21 protein-coding genes are annotated in these 23,108 nt (G+C 61.0%); 13 read left to right on the forward strand and 8 right to left on the reverse strand.

The window, feature by feature from the left end; genetic code table 11:
- Window positions 1-22: 22 nt before the first annotated feature.
- Window positions 23-604, reverse strand: a complete 582-nt coding sequence (locus tag J8Z04_RS04675; protein ID WP_043560990.1) for a hypothetical protein — start codon at window positions 602-604, stop codon at window positions 23-25.
- Between the two features lie 261 nt (window positions 605-865).
- On the opposite strand from J8Z04_RS04675, the gene rimP reads away from it, so the two are divergent.
- The 9 genes from rimP (at window position 866) to J8Z04_RS04720 (ending at window position 11,960) form a co-directional block, all read left to right on the forward strand.
- Window positions 866-1,453 carry a ribosome maturation factor RimP gene (gene rimP, locus J8Z04_RS04680; RefSeq protein ID WP_081563379.1) on the forward strand — a complete coding sequence of 196 codons (588 nt, stop codon included), beginning with the start codon at window positions 866-868 and terminating at the stop codon, window positions 1,451-1,453.
- Window positions 1,454-1,487: 34 nt separating this feature from the next.
- On the forward strand, window positions 1,488-3,029 hold the full coding sequence (gene nusA / locus J8Z04_RS04685) for a transcription termination factor NusA (RefSeq protein WP_043560987.1): 1,542 nt from the start codon (window positions 1,488-1,490) through the stop codon (window positions 3,027-3,029).
- The gene (locus J8Z04_RS04690) at window positions 3,004-3,669 is read left to right on the forward strand and encodes a DUF448 domain-containing protein (RefSeq protein WP_227449778.1); all 666 of its coding nucleotides are present in this window, start codon (window positions 3,004-3,006) and stop codon (window positions 3,667-3,669) included. The genes nusA and J8Z04_RS04690 overlap by 26 nt, the downstream gene beginning before the upstream one ends.
- Before the next feature lie 16 nt (window positions 3,670-3,685).
- Window positions 3,686-6,424 carry a translation initiation factor IF-2 gene (gene infB / locus J8Z04_RS04695; protein WP_154980974.1) on the forward strand — a complete coding sequence of 913 codons (2,739 nt, stop codon included), beginning with the start codon at window positions 3,686-3,688 and terminating at the stop codon, window positions 6,422-6,424.
- Window positions 6,421-6,864 carry a 30S ribosome-binding factor RbfA gene (gene rbfA, locus J8Z04_RS04700; RefSeq protein WP_192848613.1) on the forward strand — a complete coding sequence of 148 codons (444 nt, stop codon included), beginning with the start codon at window positions 6,421-6,423 and terminating at the stop codon, window positions 6,862-6,864. Before infB ends, rbfA begins: the two co-directional genes overlap by 4 nt.
- Window positions 6,865-6,882: 18 nt before the next feature.
- Window positions 6,883-7,857 carry a tRNA pseudouridine(55) synthase TruB gene (gene truB / locus J8Z04_RS04705; RefSeq protein WP_043560977.1) on the forward strand — a complete coding sequence of 325 codons (975 nt, stop codon included), beginning with the start codon at window positions 6,883-6,885 and terminating at the stop codon, window positions 7,855-7,857.
- Window positions 7,841-8,110 (forward strand): 30S ribosomal protein S15, encoded by a 270-nt coding sequence (rpsO, locus tag J8Z04_RS04710; protein ID WP_043560974.1) that lies wholly within the window; start codon window positions 7,841-7,843, stop codon window positions 8,108-8,110. The genes truB and rpsO overlap by 17 nt, the downstream gene beginning before the upstream one ends.
- Before the next feature lie 196 nt (window positions 8,111-8,306).
- Window positions 8,307-10,457, forward strand: a complete 2,151-nt coding sequence (gene pnp, locus J8Z04_RS04715; protein WP_081562601.1) for a polyribonucleotide nucleotidyltransferase — start codon at window positions 8,307-8,309, stop codon at window positions 10,455-10,457.
- 75 nt (window positions 10,458-10,532) lie between these two features.
- Window positions 10,533-11,960 (forward strand): NAD(P)H-dependent flavin oxidoreductase, encoded by a 1,428-nt coding sequence (locus tag J8Z04_RS04720; protein ID WP_043560968.1) that lies wholly within the window; start codon window positions 10,533-10,535, stop codon window positions 11,958-11,960.
- 72 nt (window positions 11,961-12,032) lie between these two features.
- On the opposite strand, the gene pdxH is transcribed toward J8Z04_RS04720, so the two are convergent.
- A complete protein-coding gene (gene pdxH / locus J8Z04_RS04725) occupies window positions 12,033-12,689 on the reverse strand; it encodes a pyridoxamine 5'-phosphate oxidase (RefSeq protein WP_192848614.1) in 657 nt (218 codons plus the stop codon).
- Between the two features lie 138 nt (window positions 12,690-12,827).
- On the opposite strand from pdxH, the gene J8Z04_RS04730 reads away from it, so the two are divergent.
- Window positions 12,828-13,505, forward strand: a complete 678-nt coding sequence (locus tag J8Z04_RS04730) for a 4-hydroxythreonine-4-phosphate dehydrogenase (protein ID WP_232086395.1) — start codon at window positions 12,828-12,830, stop codon at window positions 13,503-13,505.
- A gap of 3 nt (window positions 13,506-13,508) precedes the next feature.
- Here the strand turns inward: J8Z04_RS04730 and J8Z04_RS04735 are convergent, their stop codons facing one another.
- The 4 genes from J8Z04_RS04735 to J8Z04_RS04750 form a co-directional block, all read right to left on the reverse strand.
- Window positions 13,509-13,961 carry a DUF1489 family protein gene (locus J8Z04_RS04735; RefSeq protein WP_192848615.1) on the reverse strand — a complete coding sequence of 151 codons (453 nt, stop codon included), beginning with the start codon at window positions 13,959-13,961 and terminating at the stop codon, window positions 13,509-13,511.
- Between the two features lie 75 nt (window positions 13,962-14,036).
- A complete protein-coding gene (hemW, locus tag J8Z04_RS04740; RefSeq protein WP_197981642.1) occupies window positions 14,037-15,212 on the reverse strand; it encodes a radical SAM family heme chaperone HemW in 1,176 nt (391 codons plus the stop codon).
- Entirely contained in the window at window positions 15,209-17,179 is a 1,971-nt protein-coding gene (locus tag J8Z04_RS04745) for a potassium transporter Kup (RefSeq protein ID WP_043560963.1), read from the reverse strand. Before J8Z04_RS04745 ends, hemW begins: the two co-directional genes overlap by 4 nt.
- A gap of 169 nt (window positions 17,180-17,348) precedes the next feature.
- Complete coding sequence (locus J8Z04_RS04750; protein ID WP_154980978.1) at window positions 17,349-18,026, reverse strand: YggS family pyridoxal phosphate-dependent enzyme; 678 nt, start codon at window positions 18,024-18,026, stop codon at window positions 17,349-17,351.
- 94 nt (window positions 18,027-18,120) lie between these two features.
- Between J8Z04_RS04750 and J8Z04_RS04755 the strand changes: the two genes are divergently transcribed.
- Entirely contained in the window at window positions 18,121-19,449 is a 1,329-nt protein-coding gene (locus J8Z04_RS04755) for an RsmB/NOP family class I SAM-dependent RNA methyltransferase (protein ID WP_192848617.1), read from the forward strand.
- A gap of 20 nt (window positions 19,450-19,469) precedes the next feature.
- Here the strand turns inward: J8Z04_RS04755 and J8Z04_RS04760 are convergent, their stop codons facing one another.
- On the reverse strand, window positions 19,470-20,492 hold the full coding sequence (locus J8Z04_RS04760) for a cysteine synthase A (RefSeq protein WP_192848618.1): 1,023 nt from the start codon (window positions 20,490-20,492) through the stop codon (window positions 19,470-19,472).
- Between the two features lie 277 nt (window positions 20,493-20,769).
- Between J8Z04_RS04760 and J8Z04_RS04765 the strand changes: the two genes are divergently transcribed.
- Complete coding sequence (locus tag J8Z04_RS04765; protein WP_192848619.1) at window positions 20,770-21,141, forward strand: rhodanese-like domain-containing protein; 372 nt, start codon at window positions 20,770-20,772, stop codon at window positions 21,139-21,141.
- Window positions 21,142-21,148: 7 nt separating this feature from the next.
- Here J8Z04_RS04765 and J8Z04_RS04770 read toward each other — a convergent pair whose 3' ends face one another.
- Window positions 21,149-22,099, reverse strand: a complete 951-nt coding sequence (locus J8Z04_RS04770; protein WP_086431829.1) for a DUF2272 domain-containing protein — start codon at window positions 22,097-22,099, stop codon at window positions 21,149-21,151.
- A gap of 286 nt (window positions 22,100-22,385) precedes the next feature.
- On the opposite strand from J8Z04_RS04770, the gene J8Z04_RS04775 reads away from it, so the two are divergent.
- Window positions 22,386-23,027: a hypothetical protein gene (locus J8Z04_RS04775; RefSeq protein ID WP_192848620.1), complete on the forward strand. Its 642-nt coding sequence runs from the start codon at window positions 22,386-22,388 to the stop codon at window positions 23,025-23,027.
- The last annotated feature ends 81 nt before the right edge of the window (window positions 23,028-23,108 follow it).

Here is a 23,108-nt window from a genome sequence, read left to right on the forward strand (position 1 = left end):
GGTCAAGTCCTTTTCCTGACAGCTACTGGACAACCACCGGGATGGCGAAGGAAGGGCTGGCAGGGGTAAGGGGAGGCAGGACCACGACATTATGGAACATGTCCAGCGTTGCAATGGATACGGGGCCCATGCCTGCTGGACTGGTGCGTGTCAGTGTGACGATGCCTTCCCGGGCGATGGGGAGCAGCACGGCCTGTGCTCTGGGGCCGAGGATGATCTGCTGGCTGATGCCACTGCTGCTTACGGTCAGCATCTGTCCCGCATGGCCTGCCGCATCGGCCAGGGGGAGGGCTGCCAGCCGGATGCGGTTGTCCTTGAGTGCGGCCAGAAGGGCAGGTTTCTGCTGGGCAGGGATTGTGCTGCGGGCAATGGCCCGGGCTGCATCATCTGGGGGAAGCATGGAGAGCGGGAGTGAGCCTGCCGCCATGGGAATGGCCTGTTCCGCCGCCTGGGGTTGTGGTGTTGGCTGGGCGGCATCATGCGGAGATGGCTGGCCATGCCATGCCAGAAGGGCGCCCCCCAGTCCCACAACGGCCGCAACCACGGCCACGGGGCGCCAGAGAGGCTGTTTCTGTGGTTCGGGAGAGGGGGAAGGCTGGTTCATGGCTGTCATTTCGCATCACCATATACCATAAGGGCAGGAAGGCAGAATGGCGTTTCTTTCATCTTTTCCCTGTCGAGCAGTTGCGGGCGGGAAGTGCTTGCATTGGGTGTGGCTCTGTCGTATCAGGGAGATGTTTTCACTTTCCGCTCTTTTGGGGGGTGGCCCTGACGGGCCGCCTTTTTTGTTTTGGATCATTTTTCCACATCGTCGGACCAGTCCGGTCCATCCGCTCCGTTTCATGAGGGTGAAAGCTCCCATGGTATCCGCCGTCTGAGCGGGCTGGAAGCACGCATTGCGGACAGGATTGCCCCGACTCTGGCCGACATGGGGTACGAGCTGGTACGCCTCTCGGTTCTCGGGCATGAGACACCGACCGTCCAGGTCATGGCCGACCGTGCCGATGGCTCGCTCATCAGTGTTGATGACTGCGAGCAGATCAGCCACGCAGTGGGCGCTGTGCTGGATGTGGATGACCCGATACCAGGGGCATGGATGCTGGAGGTTTCCTCTGCCGGGATCGACCGTCCGTTGACCCGGGCGAAGGACTGGGAGCGTTTTGCCGGGCATCTGGCCAAGGTGGAGCTGGAGGTTCCGCTGGATGGTCGCAAGCGTTTTGCCGGTATTGTCCTTGGCGAGCGTGACGGGCTTGGCCTGCTTCGTCTGGATGACGGGCAGGAAGTGGCCCTGCCGCTGGATGACATGCGCAAGGCACGGCTGGTCCTGACGGATGAGCTGATTGAGGCAAGTGCTGCGCTGGCAGGCGTGGCGCAGGAAGACGAAGCCGAGGCCGATGGCAGGACCCGCCGGGCGCCAAAGCTGAAACCCAAAAAGCCGGGGAAGAAAAACTGATGACCCGTCTTATGCTGGTTGGAGGTCCGATCTGATGGACACATCTGTTACCCGTCCTGAGCTGCTTCTGGTTGCTGATGCGGTCTCAAGGGAAAAGAATATTGATCGTGAGCAGGTGCTCGAAGCCATGGAGCAGGCCATCCAGAAGGCTGGCCGTGCGAAATATGGGCATGAGAAGGACATCCGTGCCACGATCGATCGCAAGACGGGAGAGGTCCGGCTGAGCCGCTGGACGGAAGCTGTCGAGGTTGTGGAAAATGAGGATGCCCAGATTCCCTTGAAGATCGCCCGGAAATTCCGGCCTGAGATCCAGGAAGGTGAGTTTATCGTCGATCCTCTGCCGCCGATCGATTTCGGCCGTATTGCGGCGCAGACAGCCAAACAGGTGATCGTCCAGCGTGTGCGTGAGTATGAGCGCAAACGCCAGTATGACGAGTTCAAGGACCGTGTGGGTGAGATCATCAACGGGACGCTCAAGCAGACCGAATACGGCAACCTTATGGTGGAGCTGGGCGGTCAGGCCGAAGGGCTGCTGCGTCGTGATGAAATGATCCCCCGTGAGGAGTTCCGCAACTCCGACCGCATTCGCGCCTACATTTACGATGTGCGTGACGAGCCCCGCGGGCCGCAGATTTTCCTCTCCCGTACCCATCCGGGCTTCCTGGCCAAACTGTTTGCGCAGGAAGTGCCGGAAATCTATGACGGGATCATCGAGATCAAGGCCGTGGCCCGTGATCCGGGTTCCCGTGCCAAGATGGCTGTCGAGTCCCGTGATGCCTCCATCGATCCGGTCGGTGCCTGCGTGGGTATGCGTGGGTCCCGTGTGCAGGCTGTTGTGGCGGAACTTCAGGGGGAGAAGATCGACATCATCCCCTGGAGTCCCCATGCGGCTACCTTCGTGGTGAATGCCCTGGCGCCTGCTGAGGTGACCAAGGTGGTGATGGATGAGGATGCCGGCCGGGTCGAGGTCGTGGTGCCGGATGAGCAGCTCTCACTGGCCATTGGTCGGCGTGGGCAGAATGTTCGCCTTGCCAGCCAGCTGACCCGCTGGGACATCGACATCCTGACCGAAGCTGAGGAATCGGAACGCCGTCAGGAAGAGTTCCGCAAGCGGACCAGCCAGTTCGTCAATGAGCTGGATGTGGACGACGTCATTGCCGGACTGCTGGTAACCGAGGGCTATCATACCATCGAGGACCTGGCCTATGCCGACCCGGCAGAGCTGCACGACATTGAAGGTTTCGATGAGGCAGTGGCCGAAGAGCTGATGAACCGTGCCAACAATTATCTGGCCAGTCGTGAGCAGGCGCTGGATGAGCGGCGTCGTGAGCTGGGTGTCAGTGATGATCTGGTCAATCTTGGTGTCTTCTCCCTCCAGGTTCTGGTTGAACTCGGGGAGAAGGGGATCAGGACGCTGGATGACCTGGCCGACCTCGCTGCCGATGAGCTGATCGAGCTTCTGGGTGGTGATGAGCCACTTGAGGAAGCCGAGGCCAATGAGATCATCATGGCCGCTCGTGCCCACTGGTTTGAGGGTGACGAGGGAGCTGGTGAAGGAGACTCGGGTCACGACTGAGGATCATATCCCCGATGTGGATGATGGCCCGTCCGGGCGGGGGCGTCGTGCCTCATCCCGGCGGCGCTGTCTGATCAGCCGCACACATGGTGAGCCGTGTCACATGATACGGTTTGTCGTCGGGCCCGATGGCCAGATCGTGGCGGACCTTGCCGCCCGGCTGCCCGGGCGTGGCATGTGGGTGCAGGCGGACAGGGCTGTTCTGGAAGATGGACAGCTGGCTCGGGCCTTCTCCCGGGCGGCGCGGCAGAAGGTGGACGTGCCTGTGGGGCTTGTGGAGTCTCTCAGGGATGGTTTGGCAAAGCGCCTTCTGGATGGTATCAGTCTGGGCCGACGCGCTGGTGAGGCGGTCTGTGGGTTCCAGAAGTGTCGGGAACGGATCGTTGCTGGCAGAGTCGGGGTTGTCATTTGTGCAGCAGGTGCGAGCCAGGATGAGGTGGCCCGTCTGCTGTCAGGCCAGCGGGAGCTGCCGGTGGTCTGGGTGCCGGGGGATATCCTGGCAGCGTCCTTCGGGAGGGAGCGTGCGGTTTATGCCGTGATGGCTCCTGGCGCTCTGGCAGAGCGGCTGAAGGCAGAATATAAGAGATTTGCGGGGGTGGCCGAAGGCACGCTCCCGGGCCCTGATACGGTAGGGCAGTAAGGAACAGGCAGAAATTATGAGCGACGGCAACGAGCGCAACCAGAACGGAACTCCAAAGGGGACCACCCCAAAAGAAGGGCAGGGCAAGAGCTCCGGCCGCCTGTCCCTGCGTCCGGCAGGACGCAAGGACGTGGGGCGGACCGTAGAGGCTGGCTCTGTAAGACAGAGCTTCAGCCATGGGCGCTCCAAGGAGGTCCGGGTTGAAGTGCGCAAGCCCAAGAGAAGCGGGGCCGCAGGGGGGCGTGGCGGTCGTGCCACGGCTGGTGTCCGTGGCCTGACGGCTTCCGAGCAGGAAAAGCGCCAGCGCGTTCTGGCTGAGGCCGCCGCAGAGGCTGCCCGGCGTGAGGCAGAAGAGGAAGCCCGCCGGGAAGCCGAGAAGATCCGTATCCGTTCCGCTGCTGAGGAAGAGGCCCGGCAGAAGGCTGAGGCCGAAAGCCGTCGTGCCCAGGAAGAGGAAGAGGCCCGGAGCCGTGCGGCCGAGGAAGAAGTTCGCAAGAAGGCCGAAGTTGCAGCCCGTCGCCAGGAAGCTGAACGGAAGGTGCCGCCGCCGCTGACGGGTTCCACGACCGGGGGTGTGCAGCTGGCCGAGCCGACCAAGCGTCTGCGTCCGCTGGCCGAGCGGGCCATCATGCCGAGCCGCCCGCTGAATACGGCGGCGTCTTCACGGGCTTCTTCAGCCCGTTCCAGCAATGACGCCAGCGAGACGCTGCACCTGCGGGGACGCACTGGGGCCGTGGGAGGTGCCGATGACGAGGGAGCAGGGCCTTCCCGTCGTGGCGGTGCCGGTGGCGCCCGGCGTTCTTCTCCGTCGTCCCGCCGTTCTTCGCCCCGCCGCAGCGGGGGTGGTGGTCAGGACCGTCGGTCAGGCCGTATTGACGTCCGTGCCGCCATTGAAGGTGATGACGGCAAGACCCGTTCGCTGGCTTCCGTCCGGCGTCAGCGTGACCGCGAGCGCCGTCAGGCCGAGCTGGAGCGCCTGCGTTCCGATCAGGTTCGTGTCGTGCGTGACGTGACCGTGCCGGAAACCATCACCGTGGGTGAACTGGCCAACCGTATGGCTGCCCGTCAGGGCGAGGTCATCAAGATGCTGATGAAGATGGGCGTCATGGCAACGGCTGCCCAGAGCATCGATGGTGATACGGCCGAGCTTGTCGTGAGTGAATTCGGCCATCGCATCAAGCGTGTGGCAGACAGTGACGTTGAGCTGGGCATCGAGGGCATTGAGGACAAGCCGGAAGACATGAAGCCCCGTCCGCCGGTCGTGACGGTGATGGGCCATGTAGACCATGGCAAGACCTCCCTGCTGGATGCCCTGCGCACGACAGACGTGGCTCATGGCGAGGCTGGTGGGATTACCCAGCATATCGGTGCCTATCAGGTAACCGTGGCTTCCGGTCAGAAGGTAACCTTCATCGATACACCGGGCCATGAAGCCTTCACCTCCATGCGTGCCCGTGGCGCTTCCGTGACGGACATTGTCGTTCTGGTGGTGGCTGCTGATGATGGTGTGATGCCGCAGACGATTGAGGCCATCAAACATGCCAAGGCTGCCAATGCGCCGATCATCGTGGCCATCAACAAGATGGACAAGCCTGGCGCCAATCCGGACCGTGTCCGCAATGAGCTGCTGAACCATGAGATCGTGGTGGAGAGCATGGGTGGCGACACGCAGGAGGTGGAGGTCTCCGCCCTCAAGCGTGATGGTCTTGACCGTCTGCTGGAAGCCATCCTGCTTCAGGCCGAGATTCTTGACCTGAAGGCGAATCCGAACCGGATTGCCGAGGGTGCCGTCATCGAGAGCCGCCTAGATCGTGGCCGTGGTTCCGTGGCAACGGTGCTGGTCCAGAAAGGGACGCTCAACCGGACGGACATCGTGGTGGCCGGAGCCCATTGGGGTCGTGTCCGTGCGCTGCTTGATGATCATGGCAAGCAGATCAAGAAGGCTGGACCGTCCGTGCCGGTCGAGATTCTGGGCATGAGCGGGGTGCCGGATGCCGGTGCGCCGTTTGTGGTTGTCGATAGCGAGAACCGTGCCCGTGAGATCAGCGAGTTCCGCCAGCGCAAGGCCCGGGAGAAGGCCACCGCCATGCAGGTTGCTGCCCGTGGTACGCTGGACCAGATGCTGGCCCGCATCCAGGCTGGTGAGCAGAAGGAAGTGGCCCTGATCGTCAAGGCGGACGTGCAGGGTTCTGCCGAAGCCATTCAGGCAACGGTGGAGAAGCTCTCCCATGAGGAAGTGGCCGTGCGGGTGCTGAATGCCAGCGTTGGTCAGATCACCGAAAGTGACGTGCAGCTGGCCAAGGCGTCCAATGCTGTCATCATTGCTTTCAATGTGCGGGCTACCGTTCAGGCCCGTGAGCTGGCCCAGCGTGATGGTGTGGACATCCGCTACTATTCCATCATCTATCAGGTCTCTGATGATGTGGAGAAGCTGGTCAAAGGACGTATCGCACCGAAGCATCGGGAGAAGTTCCTTGGTTATGCAGAGATCCGTCAGGTCTTCAACATTACCAAGGTCGGCAAGGTTGCCGGGTGCTACGTCACCGAGGGTGTCGTCAAACGTGGCTGTGGCGTACGCCTGCTGCGTGACAACGTCGTCATTCATGAGGGTGAGCTGAGCCAGCTGAAACGCTTCAAGGATGATGTCCGTGAAGTGGCTCATAATTATGAGTGCGGCCTTTCCTTCGCCGGTTACAACGACCTGCGGGAAGGTGATGTGGTTGAATGCTATGAGATGGAAGAGATCCCGGCTTGAAGACGCGGCCTTCCTTTGACCTCCTCGGGCCGGCGGGTGAAAGCGCCGTCGGCCCAAGCACCCGCCAGCTGCGTGTAGCTGAAGAGGTCCGCCATGTTCTCGCAGAACTGTTTGCCAGAACGGAGTTCCGCGACCCGGAACTCTATGGTGTGACCATCACGGTAACGGAGGTCCGTATTTCACCGGACCTGCGCCATGCAACGGTGTTCGTCACACGTCTGGGGCGAGATGATGTTGAGGCTGTCCTGCCAGCTCTGAAGCGTGTGGCCTCTTTCCTGCGGAAACGTCTTTCCGCAGCCCTGCGTCTGAGGACAGTGCCGGAGCTGCATTTTCAGCCTGATACGTCTCTGGAGCATGCGATGGAAGTGGAGAGCATCCTGCGCTCGCCAGAGGTCCAGCGGGACCTGCACCGTGACCAGGCTTTGGATGATGAAGACTGAGGCCGGGCCAGAATACTGATGGCACGCAAGAGAGGCAGGGACATCCATGGCTGGCTGATTCTGGACAAGCCATTGGGGCCGAGTTCCACAACGATGGTCAACCGGCTGCTGCGTTTTTTTGATGGACGCAAGGCCGGCCACGGCGGGACTCTGGATCCTCTGGCGTCAGGTGTTCTGCCGATCGCCTTTGGCAAGGCAACCAGCACCATTCCGTACATCATGGATGCAACCAAACGGTATCGGTTTACCCTCTCTTTTGGTGAAAGCCGGACGACGGATGACCGGGAGGGTGATGTTCTTGCAACGTCCGATGTCCGGCCATCGGATGAAGATATCAGGGCTGTATTGCCTTCGCTTTGCGGGGATGTGATGCAGGTGCCTCCAGTTTTTTCGGCTCTTCGTGTCGGTGGGCAGCGGGCTTACGATCTGGCCCGGGCGGGGCGTCCGCCGGAACTTCCCCCCCGTCCTGCTCGAATCGATTCGATTACTCTCGTGGACCGCCCCGATGCCGATACGGCCGTTTTTGACGTCCAGTCAGGCAAGGGGGTTTATATGCGGTCGCTTGCGCGGGATATTGCTCTGGCCTGTGGTACTGTGGGGCATATCTCTGTTCTGCGGCGCACAAAATGCGGGCCGTTTGATCTTTCCCATGCTTGTTCAGCAGAACAGTTAGGGCTGGACAAAACGGACGAAACTAGAGACAAGGCATGTGTTCTTCCGGTTCCTCTGCTGGAGGCGGCGACCGCGCTGGTCGACATCCCGGCGCTGGCCGTCACGAAAGCGGAAGGAAAATCCCTGATCTGTGGGCAGGCTGTCACGCTGGCCCATCTTGAGGGGGGCGTGCCCGATGGGGTGGAGACTGTTCCACTCTGGCGGGTCATGATCGGGGAGCATGTCATCGGGCTGTGCCGGGTTGCCGAAGGGCGGTTGCGGGCAGTCAGAATGTTGGAAAATCATTTGTTTTTTGGAGAACAGGATGTCGATTACAGCTGAACGTCGCAGCCAGCTTATCGCTGAATACCGTCGTGCCGAAGGTGATACGGGCTCCCCGGAAGTGCAGGTCGCCCTGCTGACCGAGCGCATCGTGAACCTGACCGAGCACATGAAGAGCCACAACAAGGACTTCCACTCCCGTCGTGGTCTGCTGATGCTGGTCGGTCGCCGTCGTGCGCTGCTGGATTATCTGAAGCGCAAGAGCGAAGAGCGCTACAAGACTCTGATCGAACGTCTCGGCCTGCGCCGCTGATTTTCGACCTTTCTCCGGGGGAGAGGTCTCCCCCGGATTTGGGCCCGGGTTGAGCTGCCAGAAAACGCTTTTCCGGCGTTTCAGGCCACATGGTGTCATGACGCGTCTGGTGCGTCATCCTCGCCATGCCGTCCGAAACGCTGTTTGTAGTCTGGTACCGGTCGGGCCGTGATTATTGCTTCCGGAGGAAGACAGAATGTTTGACAATTATTTCCGCAAAGAAATTGAATGGGCCGGCCGTCCGCTGGTGCTTGAGACGGGCAAGATTGCCCGTCAGGCTGATGGGGCCGTTGTGGTCACCTATGGTGATACGGTCGTGCTCTGTACTGCCGTTGGTGCCAAGACTGTGAAGCCGGGGCAGGATTTCTTTCCGCTGACCGTGAACTATCAGGAGAAGGCCTACGCTGCAGGCAAGATTCCCGGCGGGTTCTTCAAGCGGGAAGGCCGTCCGTCCGAGCATGAGGTGCTGTCCTCCCGTCTGATCGACCGGCCGATCCGTCCGCTTTTCCCGGACAATTTCCGGAACGAGGTTCAGGTCGTTGCCACGGTCCTCAGCCATGACATGGAAAATGATCCGGCCCTGGTGGCTCTAATTGGCTGTTCCGCAGCGCTGACACTGTCCGGTATTCCCTTCTTCGGTCCGGTTGGGGCTGCCCGTATCGGTCACATTGATGGCAAGTTTGTTGTCAATCCGACCCTCAGCCAGGTGAAGGACAGTGCGCTGGACCTCGTGGTGGCCGGTACATCCGAGGGTGTGCTGATGGTTGAGTCCGAGGCGCAGGAGCTCTCCGAGGATGAGATGCTCGAGGCTGTCATGCTGGGTCATACGGCTTTCCAGCCGGTGATTGATGCGATCATCGACCTCGCAGAATCGGCTGCCCGTGCCCCGTGGGACCTGCCGGAGGTCTCCAAGGAAGAGGTCGCCCTGCGCAAGCGTGTGGACAAGGTGGGCAACAAGCTGATTGCCGAGGCCTACAAGGAACGCCACAAGCAGGCCCGTGTGGAGAAGGTTGCCGCGGCTCGCGAGAAGATCGTGGCCACCCTTGAGGAGGAAGGCTTTGATGCCGAGCTGGCCAAGCCGATGATCAAGGATCTGGAGGCACAGGTTGTCCGTGGCACCATCCTGAAAACGGGCATCCGCATCGATGGCCGTGATACGAAGACGGTGCGTCCCATCATGGCTGAGGTTGGTGTGCTGCCCCGCTCTCATGGGTCTGCCCTTTTCACCCGTGGCGAGACGCAGGCGCTGGTTGTCGCCACCTTGGGGACAGGTCAGGATGAGCAGGTGATTGATGCGCTGGAGGGGGAATACCGGTCCCGCTTCATGCTGCATTACAACTTCCCGCCGTTCTCCGTTGGTGAGTGTGGCCGCATGGGGTCTCCGGGCCGTCGTGAGATCGGACATGGCAAGCTGGCATGGCGTGCCATCAATCCGCTCCTGCCGTCCAAGGAAGATTTTCCGTATACGCTGCGTGTCGTTTCCGAAATTACGGAAAGCAACGGCTCTTCCTCCATGGCTACGGTTTGTGGAACGTCCCTGTCCCTGATGGATGCCGGCGTACCCATGCCGCGCCCGGTGGCTGGCATTGCCATGGGCCTTATCAAGGAAGAGCGTGGCCATGCTGTCCTGACAGATATTCTTGGGGATGAGGATCACCTTGGGGATATGGACTTCAAGGTTGCTGGTACGTCCGAGGGTGTGACCGCTCTCCAGATGGACATCAAGATCACTTCCATCACGCCGGAAATCATGAAGGTGGCGCTGGAGCAGGCCCGTGAAGGCCGTCTGCACATTCTTGGTGAAATGAGCAAAGCTCTCTCCGAGGGACGCTCCGACGTGGCAGGCAATGCACCGAAGATCACGACCATGACCGTTCCTGTTGCGAAGATCCGTGATGTGATCGGATCGGGCGGCAAGGTCATTCGTGAGATTTGTGAGTATTCTGGCGCCAAGGTTGATATCGGGGATGACGGCGTCATCAAGATTGCTGCCGCCAGTGATGAGCAGGCCCAGAAGGCCATCAGCCGCATTGAGGGCATCGTGGCGGAACCGGAGATGGGACGCATCTACGACGGGAAGGTTGTCAAGACGGCCGACTTCGGTGCGTTCGTGAACTTCCTTGGCCCCAAGGATGGTCTGGTTCATATTTCCGAACTGACGGATGGTCGGGTCGCCAAGACAACGGATGTTGTCAAGCAGGGTGATGCCGTCAAGGTCAAGGTCATTGGTTTTGATGATCGTGGCAAGGTGAAGCTTTCCATGCGTGTCGTGGACCAGGAGACTGGTGCGGACATTACGGAGAGCGTTGGCGCAAAGCCGGGTCGCCCTCGTCGTGATGCGGAGTAAGGATGTGTGAGGGGAGCCCAGGCTCCCTTTGCATGAGTGAGTTTTGTGATTGAGTAGTGGGGACATCTGGCCTCTATGAAGTCGATCAATGCCGTCCGTTTTGGTGGTCAGGAGGTTCTGCCCCTGGTCGAAGGGGGCAAAGGTGTTTCTGTCTCCAATGGTGTGTCTGCGGGTCATTGGGCTGCGGCAGGTGGGGTCGGAACGCTCTCTGCTGTCAATGCGGACAGTTATGACGAGCAGGGCAATCCTGTTCCGCAGGTCTATCATGGCCGGACACGCCGGGAGCGGCAGGCCGAGCTGGTGCGCTATGCCATAGAAGGGGGTATCGCACAGGCACGGATAGCCCGGGACATTTCCGGTGGCCGTGGCCGTGTTCATGCCAATTTCATGTGGGAAATGGGTGCTGCCGAGGAAGTCATCACCGGGATACTGGAAGGTGCTCCCGGGTTGATCCAGGGGCTGACGTGTGGCGCAGGGATGCCCTACCGGCTGGCTGAAATTGCGGCGCAGTTCGGGATACATTACTACCCGATCGTCTCATCCGGCCGTGCGTTCAGTGCGCTCTGGAAGCGCTCCTATGTGCGTTTTTCCGAGCTGCTGGGCGGTGTTGTCTATGAGGACCCCTGGCGGGCCGGCGGTCATAATGGCCTCTCGAATACGGAAAACCCTCTGAAACCGGAGGAGCCCTACCACCGTGTGGCAGCCCTGCGGAAGGTCATGAATGGTTTTGGCCTTCAGCATGTGCCCATCATCATGGCTGGTGGTGTCTGGCATCTGGAAGAGTGGAGTGACTGGCTGGACAACCCCGAGATCGGGCTGATTGCTTTCCAGTTCGGTACTCGCCCCTTGTTGACGCAGGAAAGCCCTGTCCCGGATGCGTGGAAGCAGCTGCTGCTGACGCTGAAGGAGGGTGATGTCTATCTGAACCGTTTCTCTCCGACGGGTTTTTATTCATCGGCCGTGAAAAATGGTTTCCTGCGGGAGCTGTATGAGCGGTCCGAGCGACAGATTGCTTTCCGTGCGGCAGCAGAGGCCGAGTTTGATACGCCCATCTGTCTGGGCGGGCGTGGACGGGAGGTTTTTGTCCGGGCTGATGATGCCGAGAAGGTGAATCGCTGGAAGGCCGCCGGGTATACCCAGCCCATGCGGACGCCGGATGATACTGTGGTATTCGAGACGCTGGAGACGGCCCGGCAGGTTCTGGCTGATCAGGCGGCCTGCATGGGGTGCCTTTCCCAGTGCCGTTTCTCCAACTGGAGCCAGAAGGGCCCGACCTTCAGCACAGGCCAGCGGGCGGATCCCCGTTCTTTCTGTATTCAGAAGACCCTTCAGACGATCTCCCATTTGCAGGATGTCTCGCCAGAGGAGCAGAAAAAGATCGTGGACCACAATCTGGTCTTCGGTGGAACGAATGCGTGGCGCTTTGCCACAGACCCGTTCTACGCCAACGGGCATATTCCGACCGTCAAGGAGCTGGTCGATCGCATCATGACAGGGCGGTAAAACAGCCTCTGCCAGTCATGGACAATAGGAAGGTGCGGGTTTTTGGGCCCGCACCTTTTTTTGTGCCTGCTCTCACGGAAAAAGACGCTGTGTTGTCCAGTGCTGGCCATCCTGTGTACGGGTGAAGAGTACCCGGTCATGGAGGCGGAATGGCTTGTCCATCCAGAACTCCATGGAGGCCGGGGTGACGTGATAGCCATTCCAGTATGGTGGCCGGGGGATGGGCCCGATGGCGAAACGGGCCGTTTCTTTTGTCACGGCCTTCCAGAGGGCTTTGCGGCTGGCGATGGGGCGGGACTGCTGGCTGGCCCAGGCGCCGATGCGGCTCGCCCGGGGGCGGGAGTCGAAATAGGCGTCCGTATCTACGGCAGGAAGACGTGAGACCCGGCCCCGGATGCGGACCTGTCGGCGCAGGCTCTTCCAGTGGAAGAGCAGGGCCGCCTGCATGTTGCCTTCCAGTTCCCGTCCTTTGGCAGATTCGCTGTTCGTGTAGAAGATGAAACCTGTCTCATCAACGCCTTTCAGCAGCACCATGCGTGCATCGGGCAGGCCATGTTCATCAACCGTCGCCAGAGCCATTGCATTGGGGTCATTGGGTTCCTTCGTGCCGGCCAGCGTCAGCCATTCATGAAAAAGCAGGAAAGGGTCTTCTCCGGTGATGGTCTGCTCATCATCCTGAAAGGCTGCCTCAATGGAGTCATCGGGGGTCTTGTGGGGCGTATCGTTCATGGTGGCGTGTCCTGTCACTGTAGCCATGTTGGCCCACCATCATGGGAGGGGCTGGGGGGGAATGTCCATAGGGGCTTGGCTGGGTATGATGTGCATCCCATATGAGGGAGACAGGATCAGGACAGTCAGGGACGAGGGATGATGGAAGCGCTCCGGTTCATTTTTATGCTGACCCGTGATGACCGCACGGTGGACAATGCTCTGGAGGCTGTGGACATCGCCCTGCGGCTGGGCATCCGGCATGTTGGCTTCAAGGATATTGGTCTGCCCGTGGAGCAGTTGCGGATACTGGCGGACAGGATCCGTTCTGCTGGAGCGACTTCATACCTGGAAATCGTGTCACCGGACCGGGAGCGGGAGCTGGATTCCGTCAAGGCCGGGCTGTCCTTGGGGGTGGACTGCCTGATGGGAGGCACGCATGTGCCGGATGTGTTGCCTCTTCTGGCAGGGCATGACGTAGCCTACTACCCGTTTGCAGGGCATGTTGTGGGGCATCCAAGCGTGCTGAAAGGCTCACCGGAGGAAATAGCCCGCAATGCGGTGGAATGGGCCGCCCATCCCGCCGTGACGGGGCTGGACCTGCTGGCGTACCGGAATGACGGGAATGTCCCGGAGGTCATCCGGGCCAGCTGTGCAGCTGTAAAGAAACCCGTGATTGTGGCAGGGTCCATCAGCACACCGGAACAGATCAGGACGATCCGGCAGGCCGGGGCGGCGGGGTTCACCGTGGGGACATCGGCTCTGGAAGGGACATTTCCCGCCGAAAGCAGTGGTCTGGAAGATCAGCTCCGGGCCGTGATGGCCTGCTGTTCCTGACCGTTACAGAAGGCCCAGCTCGGACAGCTGGTTGCGGAGGGAGGCCGGCAGGGAACTGATCCCGTCATCGGGGAGATCAGCGGCCCCCTGACCAAGATCGGGTGGAGCATCTTCCGGTTTGAAGTACCGCCAGCCCTGAAAAGGCCGCATAGGCCGTGGCTGGGTCGGGATGACCTCGTCCGAGACGAGGATCAGCGTGCCGGGATGGCCGTCATCCCGGGTGTAGCTGTCAAACCCGATGATGGGCTGCCGACACATGATGAGACCGTTGATGACCCGGTAGATGGACCCGCCACCCTGCACGATTTCCGCAGCCCGTTTGGGCATGGTGCGGGTGCGCACGTAGGCTGTCCCCTTGTGGCGTTCCACCGCTACCCAGTCCCGCAGCATCTCGGGGGAGGTGCAGCCTACGATCAGCTTTATCATGTGGAGGGTGGGGTTTTTCTGTGCAGACATGGCGGGCATCACGCTGTGGATGATGGGAGGCTGCCCTGTAGATGGGGTGCAGTCTGTTCTTTTCAAAGGTGGCGTTCAGAGAACAAGCTGGCCAAGCAGGGCTTCCAGCCGGAGACGGCCTTCATCCGTGGCCCGGAGGGTCTGGGCATCCTGTTCCAGATAGCCTTCCTCAAGACAGGCCTCCAGAATGACGGGGTCGAGGCAGTCTCGCAGCGGCAGGCCGGTCCGTCTGCTGAAATGGGCCGCATTGATGCCTTCCCGCAGGCGCAGCCCCATGAGCAGGGCTTCATGAGCCTTCATGTCCGGTGAGAGTGTTTCATCGTCCCTTGTGCCATGCCCATGTGTTTCCACACGCTCTGCCCAGGGTTCCGGGGCACGATGGCGGCGTGTGGCGTGGAGCTGGCCCCTGAAGGTCAGGCGGCTGTGGGCACCGGGGCCAATGCCCAGATAGTCGTCATAATGCCAGTAGGTGAGGTTGTGGCGGCTTTCGGCACCGGGGATGGCATAGTTGGAGATTTCATAGTCACGCAGGCCGAAACGGGCGGCTTCGTCACGGGTCATCATGTAGAGGGACGCCGCCAGATCATCCTCAGGCAGGACAAGGTTGCCCCGCCTGTGCTGGGCCTCGAATTTCGTGCCGGGTTCGATCGTCAGCTGGTAGAGTGAAAGGTGGTCTGCGGCCAGAGCCAGGGCCTGCCGAAGTTCCGCACGCCATTTTTCTTCCGTCTGGCCGGGGCGGGCATAGATCAGGTCAAAGGAGAGGCGGGGGAAAATGCTGCGTCCCAGCTCCAGGGCCGCAATGGCCTGTCGTGCCGAATGTTGCCGCCCCAGAGCGGCCAGGTCGGTCTCATCAAGGCTCTGCACGCCGAGGGAAAGACGGTTGACACCTGCCTCTGCAAAGGCACGGAACCTGTCGGCCTCCACACTGGTGGGGTTGGCCTCCAGAGTGATCTCGAGGTCATTCACGCTGGGGAAGAGGCGGCGGGCATCCTCGATCAGATGATGGACCGTCTCCGGCTGCATGAGGGAGGGCGTTCCCCCTCCGAAAAAGATCGAGACAAGCTGCCGGGGGGCGTCCTGAATCAGCCGTGTGGTTTCATGCTCCAGCTCGGCCCTCAGGGCGTTGGCGAAACGCTCCTGAGGGATGGTTTCCCGCACATGGGAGTTGAAATCACAGTACGGGCATTTGGCAAGGCAGAAAGGCCAGTGGATGTAGAGCGAAAGCGGAAGGGGCTGGTGGGCCACGATCAGATCGCGACCCGTACCCCGAACTCCATGACACGCTCCGGCGGAATCCGGAAGAACTCGGAAATCGACGTGGCATTGTTGAGGAGATAGAGGAACACCCACATCCGCCAGAGTGACATCTTCGGCACCTTGGAGCGGAAGACGAGGTCATGCGAGGTGAAATAGGACGCCTGAATGGGGTCGAAATCCATTTCTGTCATGCCAGCCAGTGTCAGGGGCAGGTTGGGCATCTCCATGAAGCCGTAACGGATGATGACCCGGCGGATGCCTGGTGCCAGTTCCTTGACAGTCATGCGCTGGTCGGGGTCCGCTTCCGGCTGGTCGAGCGTCTGCACGGTGACGAACAGGACTGTCTGGTGCAGGACCTTGTTGTGCCGCAGGTTGTAGAGCAGGGCATCCGGCACCATTTCCGGGTCCGAGGTCAGGAAGACGGCCAGACCGGGCACACGGATGGTGCGGGACTGGGTCAACCGGGTGATGAAGGAGCCCATCGGCACGGCATCACGTTTTTTCGTGTTGCGGATGAGCTGGCGGCCACGTTGCCATGTGGTCATGATGAGTGTGCTGCCAACGGCGATGCTGAGCGGGACCCACCCTCCATCCGGAATCTTCATCACGTTGGAGGAGAAGAAGACGGCATCCATGATGAAGAAGAAGCCGAACACGGTCCCCACGGCATAGCTCTTCCACTGGAAGACACGGCGGAAGACCACCATGGCCAGCACACAGGTGCAGAGGAAGGTCCCTGTCACGGCGATGCCGTAGGCAGAAGCCAGGGCCGCAGAGGAGCGGAAGGCGATGACCAGCACGACGGACCCGAAGGCCAGCAGCCAGTTGAGGGACGGCAGGTAGATCTGCGCTTCCTCATGCGGGTTGGTGTGGATGATGCGTGTGCGGGGCAGGTAACCAAGCTGGATGAGCTGGCGGCAGAGGGAGAAACTGCCAGAGATGCCCGCCTGGCTGGCAATGATGGTGGCCATGGTCGCCAGCAGCAGCATGGGTATCTGCATCCAGTGCGGGGCCAGATAGTAGAAAGGATTGGCCAACGTGGTCGGGTTGTGGATGATGGAGGCAGCCTGCCCGAAATAGTTCAGCGTCAGGGCAGGCAGCACAAGGAAAAGCCATGCAAAGCGGATGGGTGTGCGCCCGAAATGGCCCATGTCGGCATAGAGGGCCTCCGCCCCGGTGACGGACAGCACGACCGATCCCAGCGCAATGAAGGACAGCTTGCCATGCGTGACGATGAAGCGGATGGCCTCCAGCGGGGACAGGGCCAGCAGCACACCCGGATGCAGCATGATCCCTCTTGCCCCCAGTATGGCGATGGTGAAGAACCATACCAGCATGATGGGCCCGAAAGCCCGGCCTATCTTGCCAGTGCCCAGAGCCTGGGCGGCAAACAGCCCCAGCAGGATGATGATGGCCGCCGGGATGATGAAGGCTGAAGCCTCCGGCACCGAGACCTCTACCCCTTCCACGGCGGAGAGGACGGAGATGGCTGGTGTGATGATGCCATCCCCGAAGAACAGACAGGCCCCGGCAATGCCGATCAGCCCGAAGACCCAGCGGAAATAGTTGGATTTGCAGACACGCTGCGCCAGAGCCATGAGGGCGATGATGCCCCCCTCCTTGTTATGGTCGGCCCGCATGATGAGAATGACGTATTTGATGGTCACAACCAGCATCAGGGCCCAGAAGGTGAGGCTGGTCAGCCCGATGACTTCCCACGCATGGGCGGGGTGGGTTTCCGACCCGACATTGCGGATGGAGGATTGCAGGGCGTAGAGCGGGCTGGTCCCGATGTCGCCATATACGACACCCAGAGCGGCCAGCATGGCGCCAATGCCCTTGGGGTGGCTGTGCCCGCCGGGCTCCGGCGGCGGTGGTGCTGCCGTTGGCGTACCAACAGAGCTGGGATACCGGGCGTCAGAAGAAGATTCCTTGAGGGACACGCTATCCTGTTCAGACATGGTGAAACCATCCTGTATGACTGATAGACACCCATCCCCCGCAGGAAGACAGGCAGAAGTGCCCCCACGGAAGGAAGCACAGGCTGTAATGATTCTGGCTTCATGACAGTTTTTTTATGGGGAATGCAAGAGACAGCCCGAAAAAACTGTCATCTCTGTCATGCCGATATTACGGGGCGGGGCGGTCTCCAAAGATGGCCGTGCCGACACGGACAAGTGTTGCCCCCTCGGCGATGGCGGTCTCAAAGTCGGCCGACATGCCCATGGAGAGAGCGGGAAGGCCATGGCGGCGGTTCATCTCCGCCAGCCTGTGGAAGAAGGGGCGCGGGTCTTCGTTGGCGGGCGGGATGGCCATGAGACCTTTCACATGCTGGCCAAAACGGCGCAGGGCATCCTCGATGAACCGGTCCGCCTCCGAGGTGGCGATGCCGGATTTCTGCGGTTCATCACCAATGTTCACCTGCACGAACAGCTCAGGCAGGCGGCCCGTTTTCTGGGACGCCTTTTCCAGCGCCGTGCTGAGGGAGGGGCGGTCCAGACTTTCGATCACGTCGGCAAGGGCGCAGGCTTCGGTTGCCTTGTTGCTCTGGAGCGTGCCTATGAGATGCAGGCGGAGGTCCGGCCATTTTTCCCGCAGGGCAGGAAATTTGGCGGCGGCCTCCTGCACGCGGTTCTCCCCGAAAATGCGCTGCCCAGCTTCAAGGGCCTGCTGTACCGCACTTTGCGGATGGAACTTGCTGACGGCCACGAGGCTGACCGCCTCCGCCGGGCGGGCAGCCCTCTGGCAGGCGGCGCTGATGCGGGTCTGGATGCCTTCCAAGGCATGGGCGATGGTATGGTCTGTCATGATTGATGGATTGCAGCCCCTTTGGCGGGGAGGGTCAAGTGGGCGTGTAAAAACCATCTTGACTTTCCTGCCGCTGACTCCTGAAAACGGGCGCATGACAAATGCTTCTTCTCCCCGTCCAGCCCGTTCACACCCCAAGGGTGGCCGGGGGCGGCGGCCTGCTGCCCGCCCTGCCTCCATTTCCCGCCATGAAGACCCGGTGAGGGATCTGGCCTTCGACATCATCTGCGGTGTGGTGGAACATCGCCGGATGCTGGAAACCACGCTGGAGCGCAGCAGCTGCGAGGGGCGGGACCGTGCGGCGGCCCACCGTCTGGCGGCGGCCACGCTCCGCCATCTGGGCAGCATGACGGAGCTGCTCCAGCCGCTCCTCCGCCGCCAGCCGCCGGAGCCGGTCCGCTGTGCCCTGCTGCTGGGTGTGGCGCAGATCATCCATCTTCAGACACCCCCTCATGCGGCCGTGGGCACGATCGTGGACCTCCTGCACCGGCGTGGCCTGTCACCTTTTGCCGGTCTGGCCAATGCCGTCCTGCGCCGTGTGGTGCGGGAGGCTGAAACGCTGAAGGAGGGGCTGGATGATGCCCGGCTGGATGTGCCGCACTGGCTCTGGAGTTCCTGGGGGCGGCGGGCACGGTCCATCACGCAGGGTTTCTATCAGGAAGCGCCGCTGGACCTCACCGTGAAGCCTGGTTATGAGGCCCCGGAAGGGGGCGAGCCCCTGCCGACGGGGACGGTCCGCTACCCGGCGGGCACGAAAATGGCAGACCTGCCGGGCTTTGCGGAAGGGCAGTTCTGGGCGCAGGACACGGCGGCGGCCATGCCGGTCCGGCTGATGGGCGACATGCGGGGGAAGCGGGTGGCCGACCTGTGCGCCGCACCGGGGGGCAAGACGGCCCAGCTGCTCTGTGCGGGTGCCGAGGTGATGGCAGTGGAGCGTGAGAAGCCCCGTGCCCAGAGGCTGAAGGAGAATCTGGCCCGCCTCCAGCTGAAGGCCGAGGTCATTGTGGGGGATGCCCTTCGCTGGCGTCCTTCCGAGCCGCTGGATGCCGTGCTGCTGGATGCGCCCTGCTCGGCCACGGGGACGCTGCGGCGTCACCCGGATGTCTTGTGGATCAAACGCCCCCGGGACATCACCACGCTGGCAGCGGGGCAGGACCGTTTCATTGATGCCGCCTATGACATGCTGAAGCCGGGCGGGATGCTGCTCTATGCCGTCTGTTCCCTTCAGGATGAGGAAGGTCCGCAGCGTATCGCTCACGCTCTGGAAGATGGCCGGTGGAAGCTGTCTCCTTTTACGGAGGATGAGCTGGCGGCTCTTCCCCGTGCCCGCACGGAGGAAGGGTACTTCCGTACCCATCCGGGCATGAACGTGGCACAGGGGGGCATGGATGGCTTCTTTGCCGCCCGGCTGATCCGCCGTTAGGAGCGGACCAGCCCGGGATGTCACATCCAGGGCGGGGTGGGCAGGTTCTTGCTGCGGAGGAAGTCCGGGTTGAAGAGCTTGGACTGGTATCGTGCCCCGCCATCGCTGAGGATGGTGACGATGGTATGCCCCGGCCCGAGACGGCGGGCCGTGCGGATGGCCGCAGCAATGTTGATGCCTGATGACCCACCCACGGAGAGACCTTCTTTCATGGTGAGCTGGTAGATCTGTTCCAGAGCTTCGGCATCGGGGATGCGTTCGGCGTGATCGGGCGCACAGCCTTCCAGATTGGCCGTCACACGGGACTGGCCGATCCCTTCGGTGATGGAACTGCCGGTGATGCTGAGGTCATTGGTGGTCACCCAGCCATACAGGCCGGAGCCCTCCGGGTCGGCCAGGACGATTTCGGGAGATTTCCGGCCATCCCGCTGGGCCAGCTCCCGCAGGCCGAAGGCGATTCCTGCCAGTGTACCGCCGGACCCGCAGGAGCAGGTGAAGGCGTCGACCTTTCCGTCCAGCTGGGACCAGATTTCCGGGGCCGTGGTCGTGCGGTGGGCGTCCCGGTTGGCCGTGTTGTCGAACTGGTTGGCCCAGAAGGCCCCGGTTTCTTCGGCCAGACGGCGGGAGACATGCACGTAATTGCCGGGGTCCCGGTACGGTCTGGCGGGCACGAGGCGCAGGTCCGCTCCGATCATGCGGAGGAAGTCCAGCTTTTCCCGGCTCTGGGTTTCCGGCACGACGATGACGGCCTTGCAGCCCAGTGCATGGGCCACGAGCGTGATGCCGATGCCCGTGTTGCCTGCCGTGCCTTCCACGATCGTGCCGCCCTTGCTGAGGGCACCACGGGCAAAACCGTCCTGAATGATGGAAAGGGCCGCCCTGTCCTTGACGGACCCACCGGGATTCATGAATTCCGCCTTGCCATAGATGGTGCAGCCCGTGATCTCGGAAGCATGATGCAGGCGGATGAGCGGGGTATTGCCAATGGCTTCCACCAGAGAGGGGCAGGGCAAGGCGTTAGGATGGGATGACAGATGTGACATATGTGCTTTGTTCCAGTGGATGGTGTGGGGCGAGGTCATGATGGCAGAGAGGGTATCATCATTATGTTCTACGTAAAATGGTGTGGAAGAATCATTATAACTATTTAAGATGGTTATAATACTCTCCCCGCTATTGAACTCTGGGGAGAGCGGAACAAAATCAGGTTGTATGATGAGTGCAGGTCTGGCTGTACGGTTCCGGGTCGTGAATGTTCGCCCGTCTGTTGGGGGAGCGAAACATGGCCGGGACGGGGCGCCTGCGTAAAAGGAGGCTGACATGGAACATTGTACTGCGAAGGAAAGCTGGGACCGTCTTCAGGCTGATGCACGGGCCGTGCTGGTGGATGTCCGTACACCGGAGGAATGGGCGCAGGTGGGTCTGCCAGAGCTGGGATCTCTGGGCCGGAAGGTTGTGGCGTTGACATGGGGGGAAGGCAGTGAGGCCGAGTTCCTCCACGGACTGGAAGAGGCCGTGCCGGACAAGGCCACGCCGATCTTTTTCATCTGCCGTTCAGGCATGCGGTCGCAGAAGGCTGCCGCACTGGCTGCCCAGGCCGGGTACAGGACGCTGACGAACGTTGCTGATGGCTTCGAAGACAGGCACGGCCCCGGCACGGGGTGGAAGGCCAGCGGCCTGCCTGTGAAGTAGGATCGTTTTACTGCCCGCTGTTCGGGTCCATGTCGGCATCGTAGCGGGGGGTCAGGATGGCACACCACGGGTAACGGCTGTCGTAGCTTCGCCCGTCTGGTGTGCTGACATGGCCGGTGCTGTCCGTTGGAACGTGGGTCAGCGAGACGGCATCATCCACATTGCCTCCCACGATGCTGATTTCCTTGCCGAAAGGCGGGGCATTTTGGCCCGTGGCCACTACGATGCCGCAATGGGCCGGGAAGCCGTAGGAGGTCGGCAGCATGGCATATGTGATGCTGCGGCTCCGTCCACGGCCCACGCAGAGTATGTCCCCCAATCGTGGGGCATAATTGGCGGGATTCTGTGCTGAAATACCCGGATTATTGCCGGAGGCTGCGGCATTGATGTAGGTGGCGTGGTTCGGGGAGTAGGGGAAGCGGATATTGGCGCCGCCAATGCGCATGACGTAGGAGATGAAGGCGGCGGACCAAGCGTAATTGCCGTCCCGCTGGAAGGAGAACAGGGTGCCATTGCCATCGGTACGGCCTGTCCAGCGGGCCTCATTTTCTTCCGGGGCCTGGCCGATCCACCAATATTCACCAATGCGCTGCCACAGGCCGGGCAGACGCTCCGGCTTGAGGGCGGGGCTTGTGGGCTCTGGCCTGTCATGCGGGTCCGCATCGGCAACCGGACTTCCGAACATCCGCCATTCCCGCAGGGCGATGGCGGCGACATCCTGACGGTTGAAGGGGGCAAAATTTTCGCTGGCAAAAGCCGGAACATGTGTGTCGTATCCCAGCGGGCCAGTCTGCCCATTGGCATATTGCGTCATGGGGGTGAGAGCAGGAGAATGCTGGCTGCTGCTACATGCGGCAAGCAGGGCCAGACCGCAGAGCGCCCCCCAGCCAGCCAGGGCCCTGCGGGCGACATCCCAATGGGCCGCCTGATTGCTTTCAGAGTGACGAACTGCCTTCATGATGACCTTACGCTTGCCTGCTGCGTCTGTGAGCATTTTTCATGCCCGGAAGAGGCCCAGATTAGAATGTTTTCATGGGATTGGGAACGTATTTTGCTAAAGCGGCAGGAGAAAGGATGGTGGTCTGTCGTCTTACCGGGACGGGGTAATATGGTTTCAGGGGCAGGGCGTTATTTTATGTCACAACTATGGCATTTGTAATGCATTTTGAGTAACTGGTCGTATTCGTTCAGAATAAGACTGGGGGCTGCAGGGTATGAGACGATACTCCATTCCAGGTACATTCATGTGTTGCGTGTCCCTGATGGTGCTTGGTGGCTGTGATACGGTCAAGATACCGTATAAGGATGAGGATCATGCTTGGGCGGCCCGGACTGGACATGCAACCGTGATCGTACGGGCGTCCGCCATTTTTGGGCAAAAGCAGTATTATTGTGCCAATCTGGTGGAAAACTCGTTCCTCTTACCGGATACACCGTACTATCGGGACTGGATACGGGTACTGCAGTCCCCCTATCATTTTAAGGGTGACATTACCCGGAAGGCGAAGGCCCTGTTGCGCAAGGCTCCCCGGCAGGCCATGTGCACATTTGTGTTCAGGAATGTTCCTGCTGGAAAATGGGTGTTTTTTGGCAACATCCAGCATTATCTGGCGCAACCGCAGACGCACTGGGTAAGCGGGATGGAGCTGCGCAGCAATATTTCCGGCTTCAACCTGTTGTGGGGAGGTATTGTCGTGCAGGATGACATGGGGGTCATTGCACGACAGGTTGTTCAGGATGGCAACAGGCGAAATGATATCGGCCTGTTCAAGGCCCGACATTTTGGAGCGGCTGCGGATGTCAGTACGTGGCATCCGACAGAGGAAGAAATGAAGGGGCTGGGACTCTCCGACCAGGAGATGCGACAGGTGGTCGAGGCAAAATGATGGCATTCCGTATCTTTTGCCGCCTATCATGCAGACGGTATGGCTGCGCCATAGAGATTTGACGTCACTGGAAGAAGGATC

Origin of the sequence: Bombella apis (genome assembly GCF_018221685.1) — a bacterium.
Lineage (GTDB): Bacteria > Pseudomonadota > Alphaproteobacteria > Acetobacterales > Acetobacteraceae > Bombella > Bombella apis.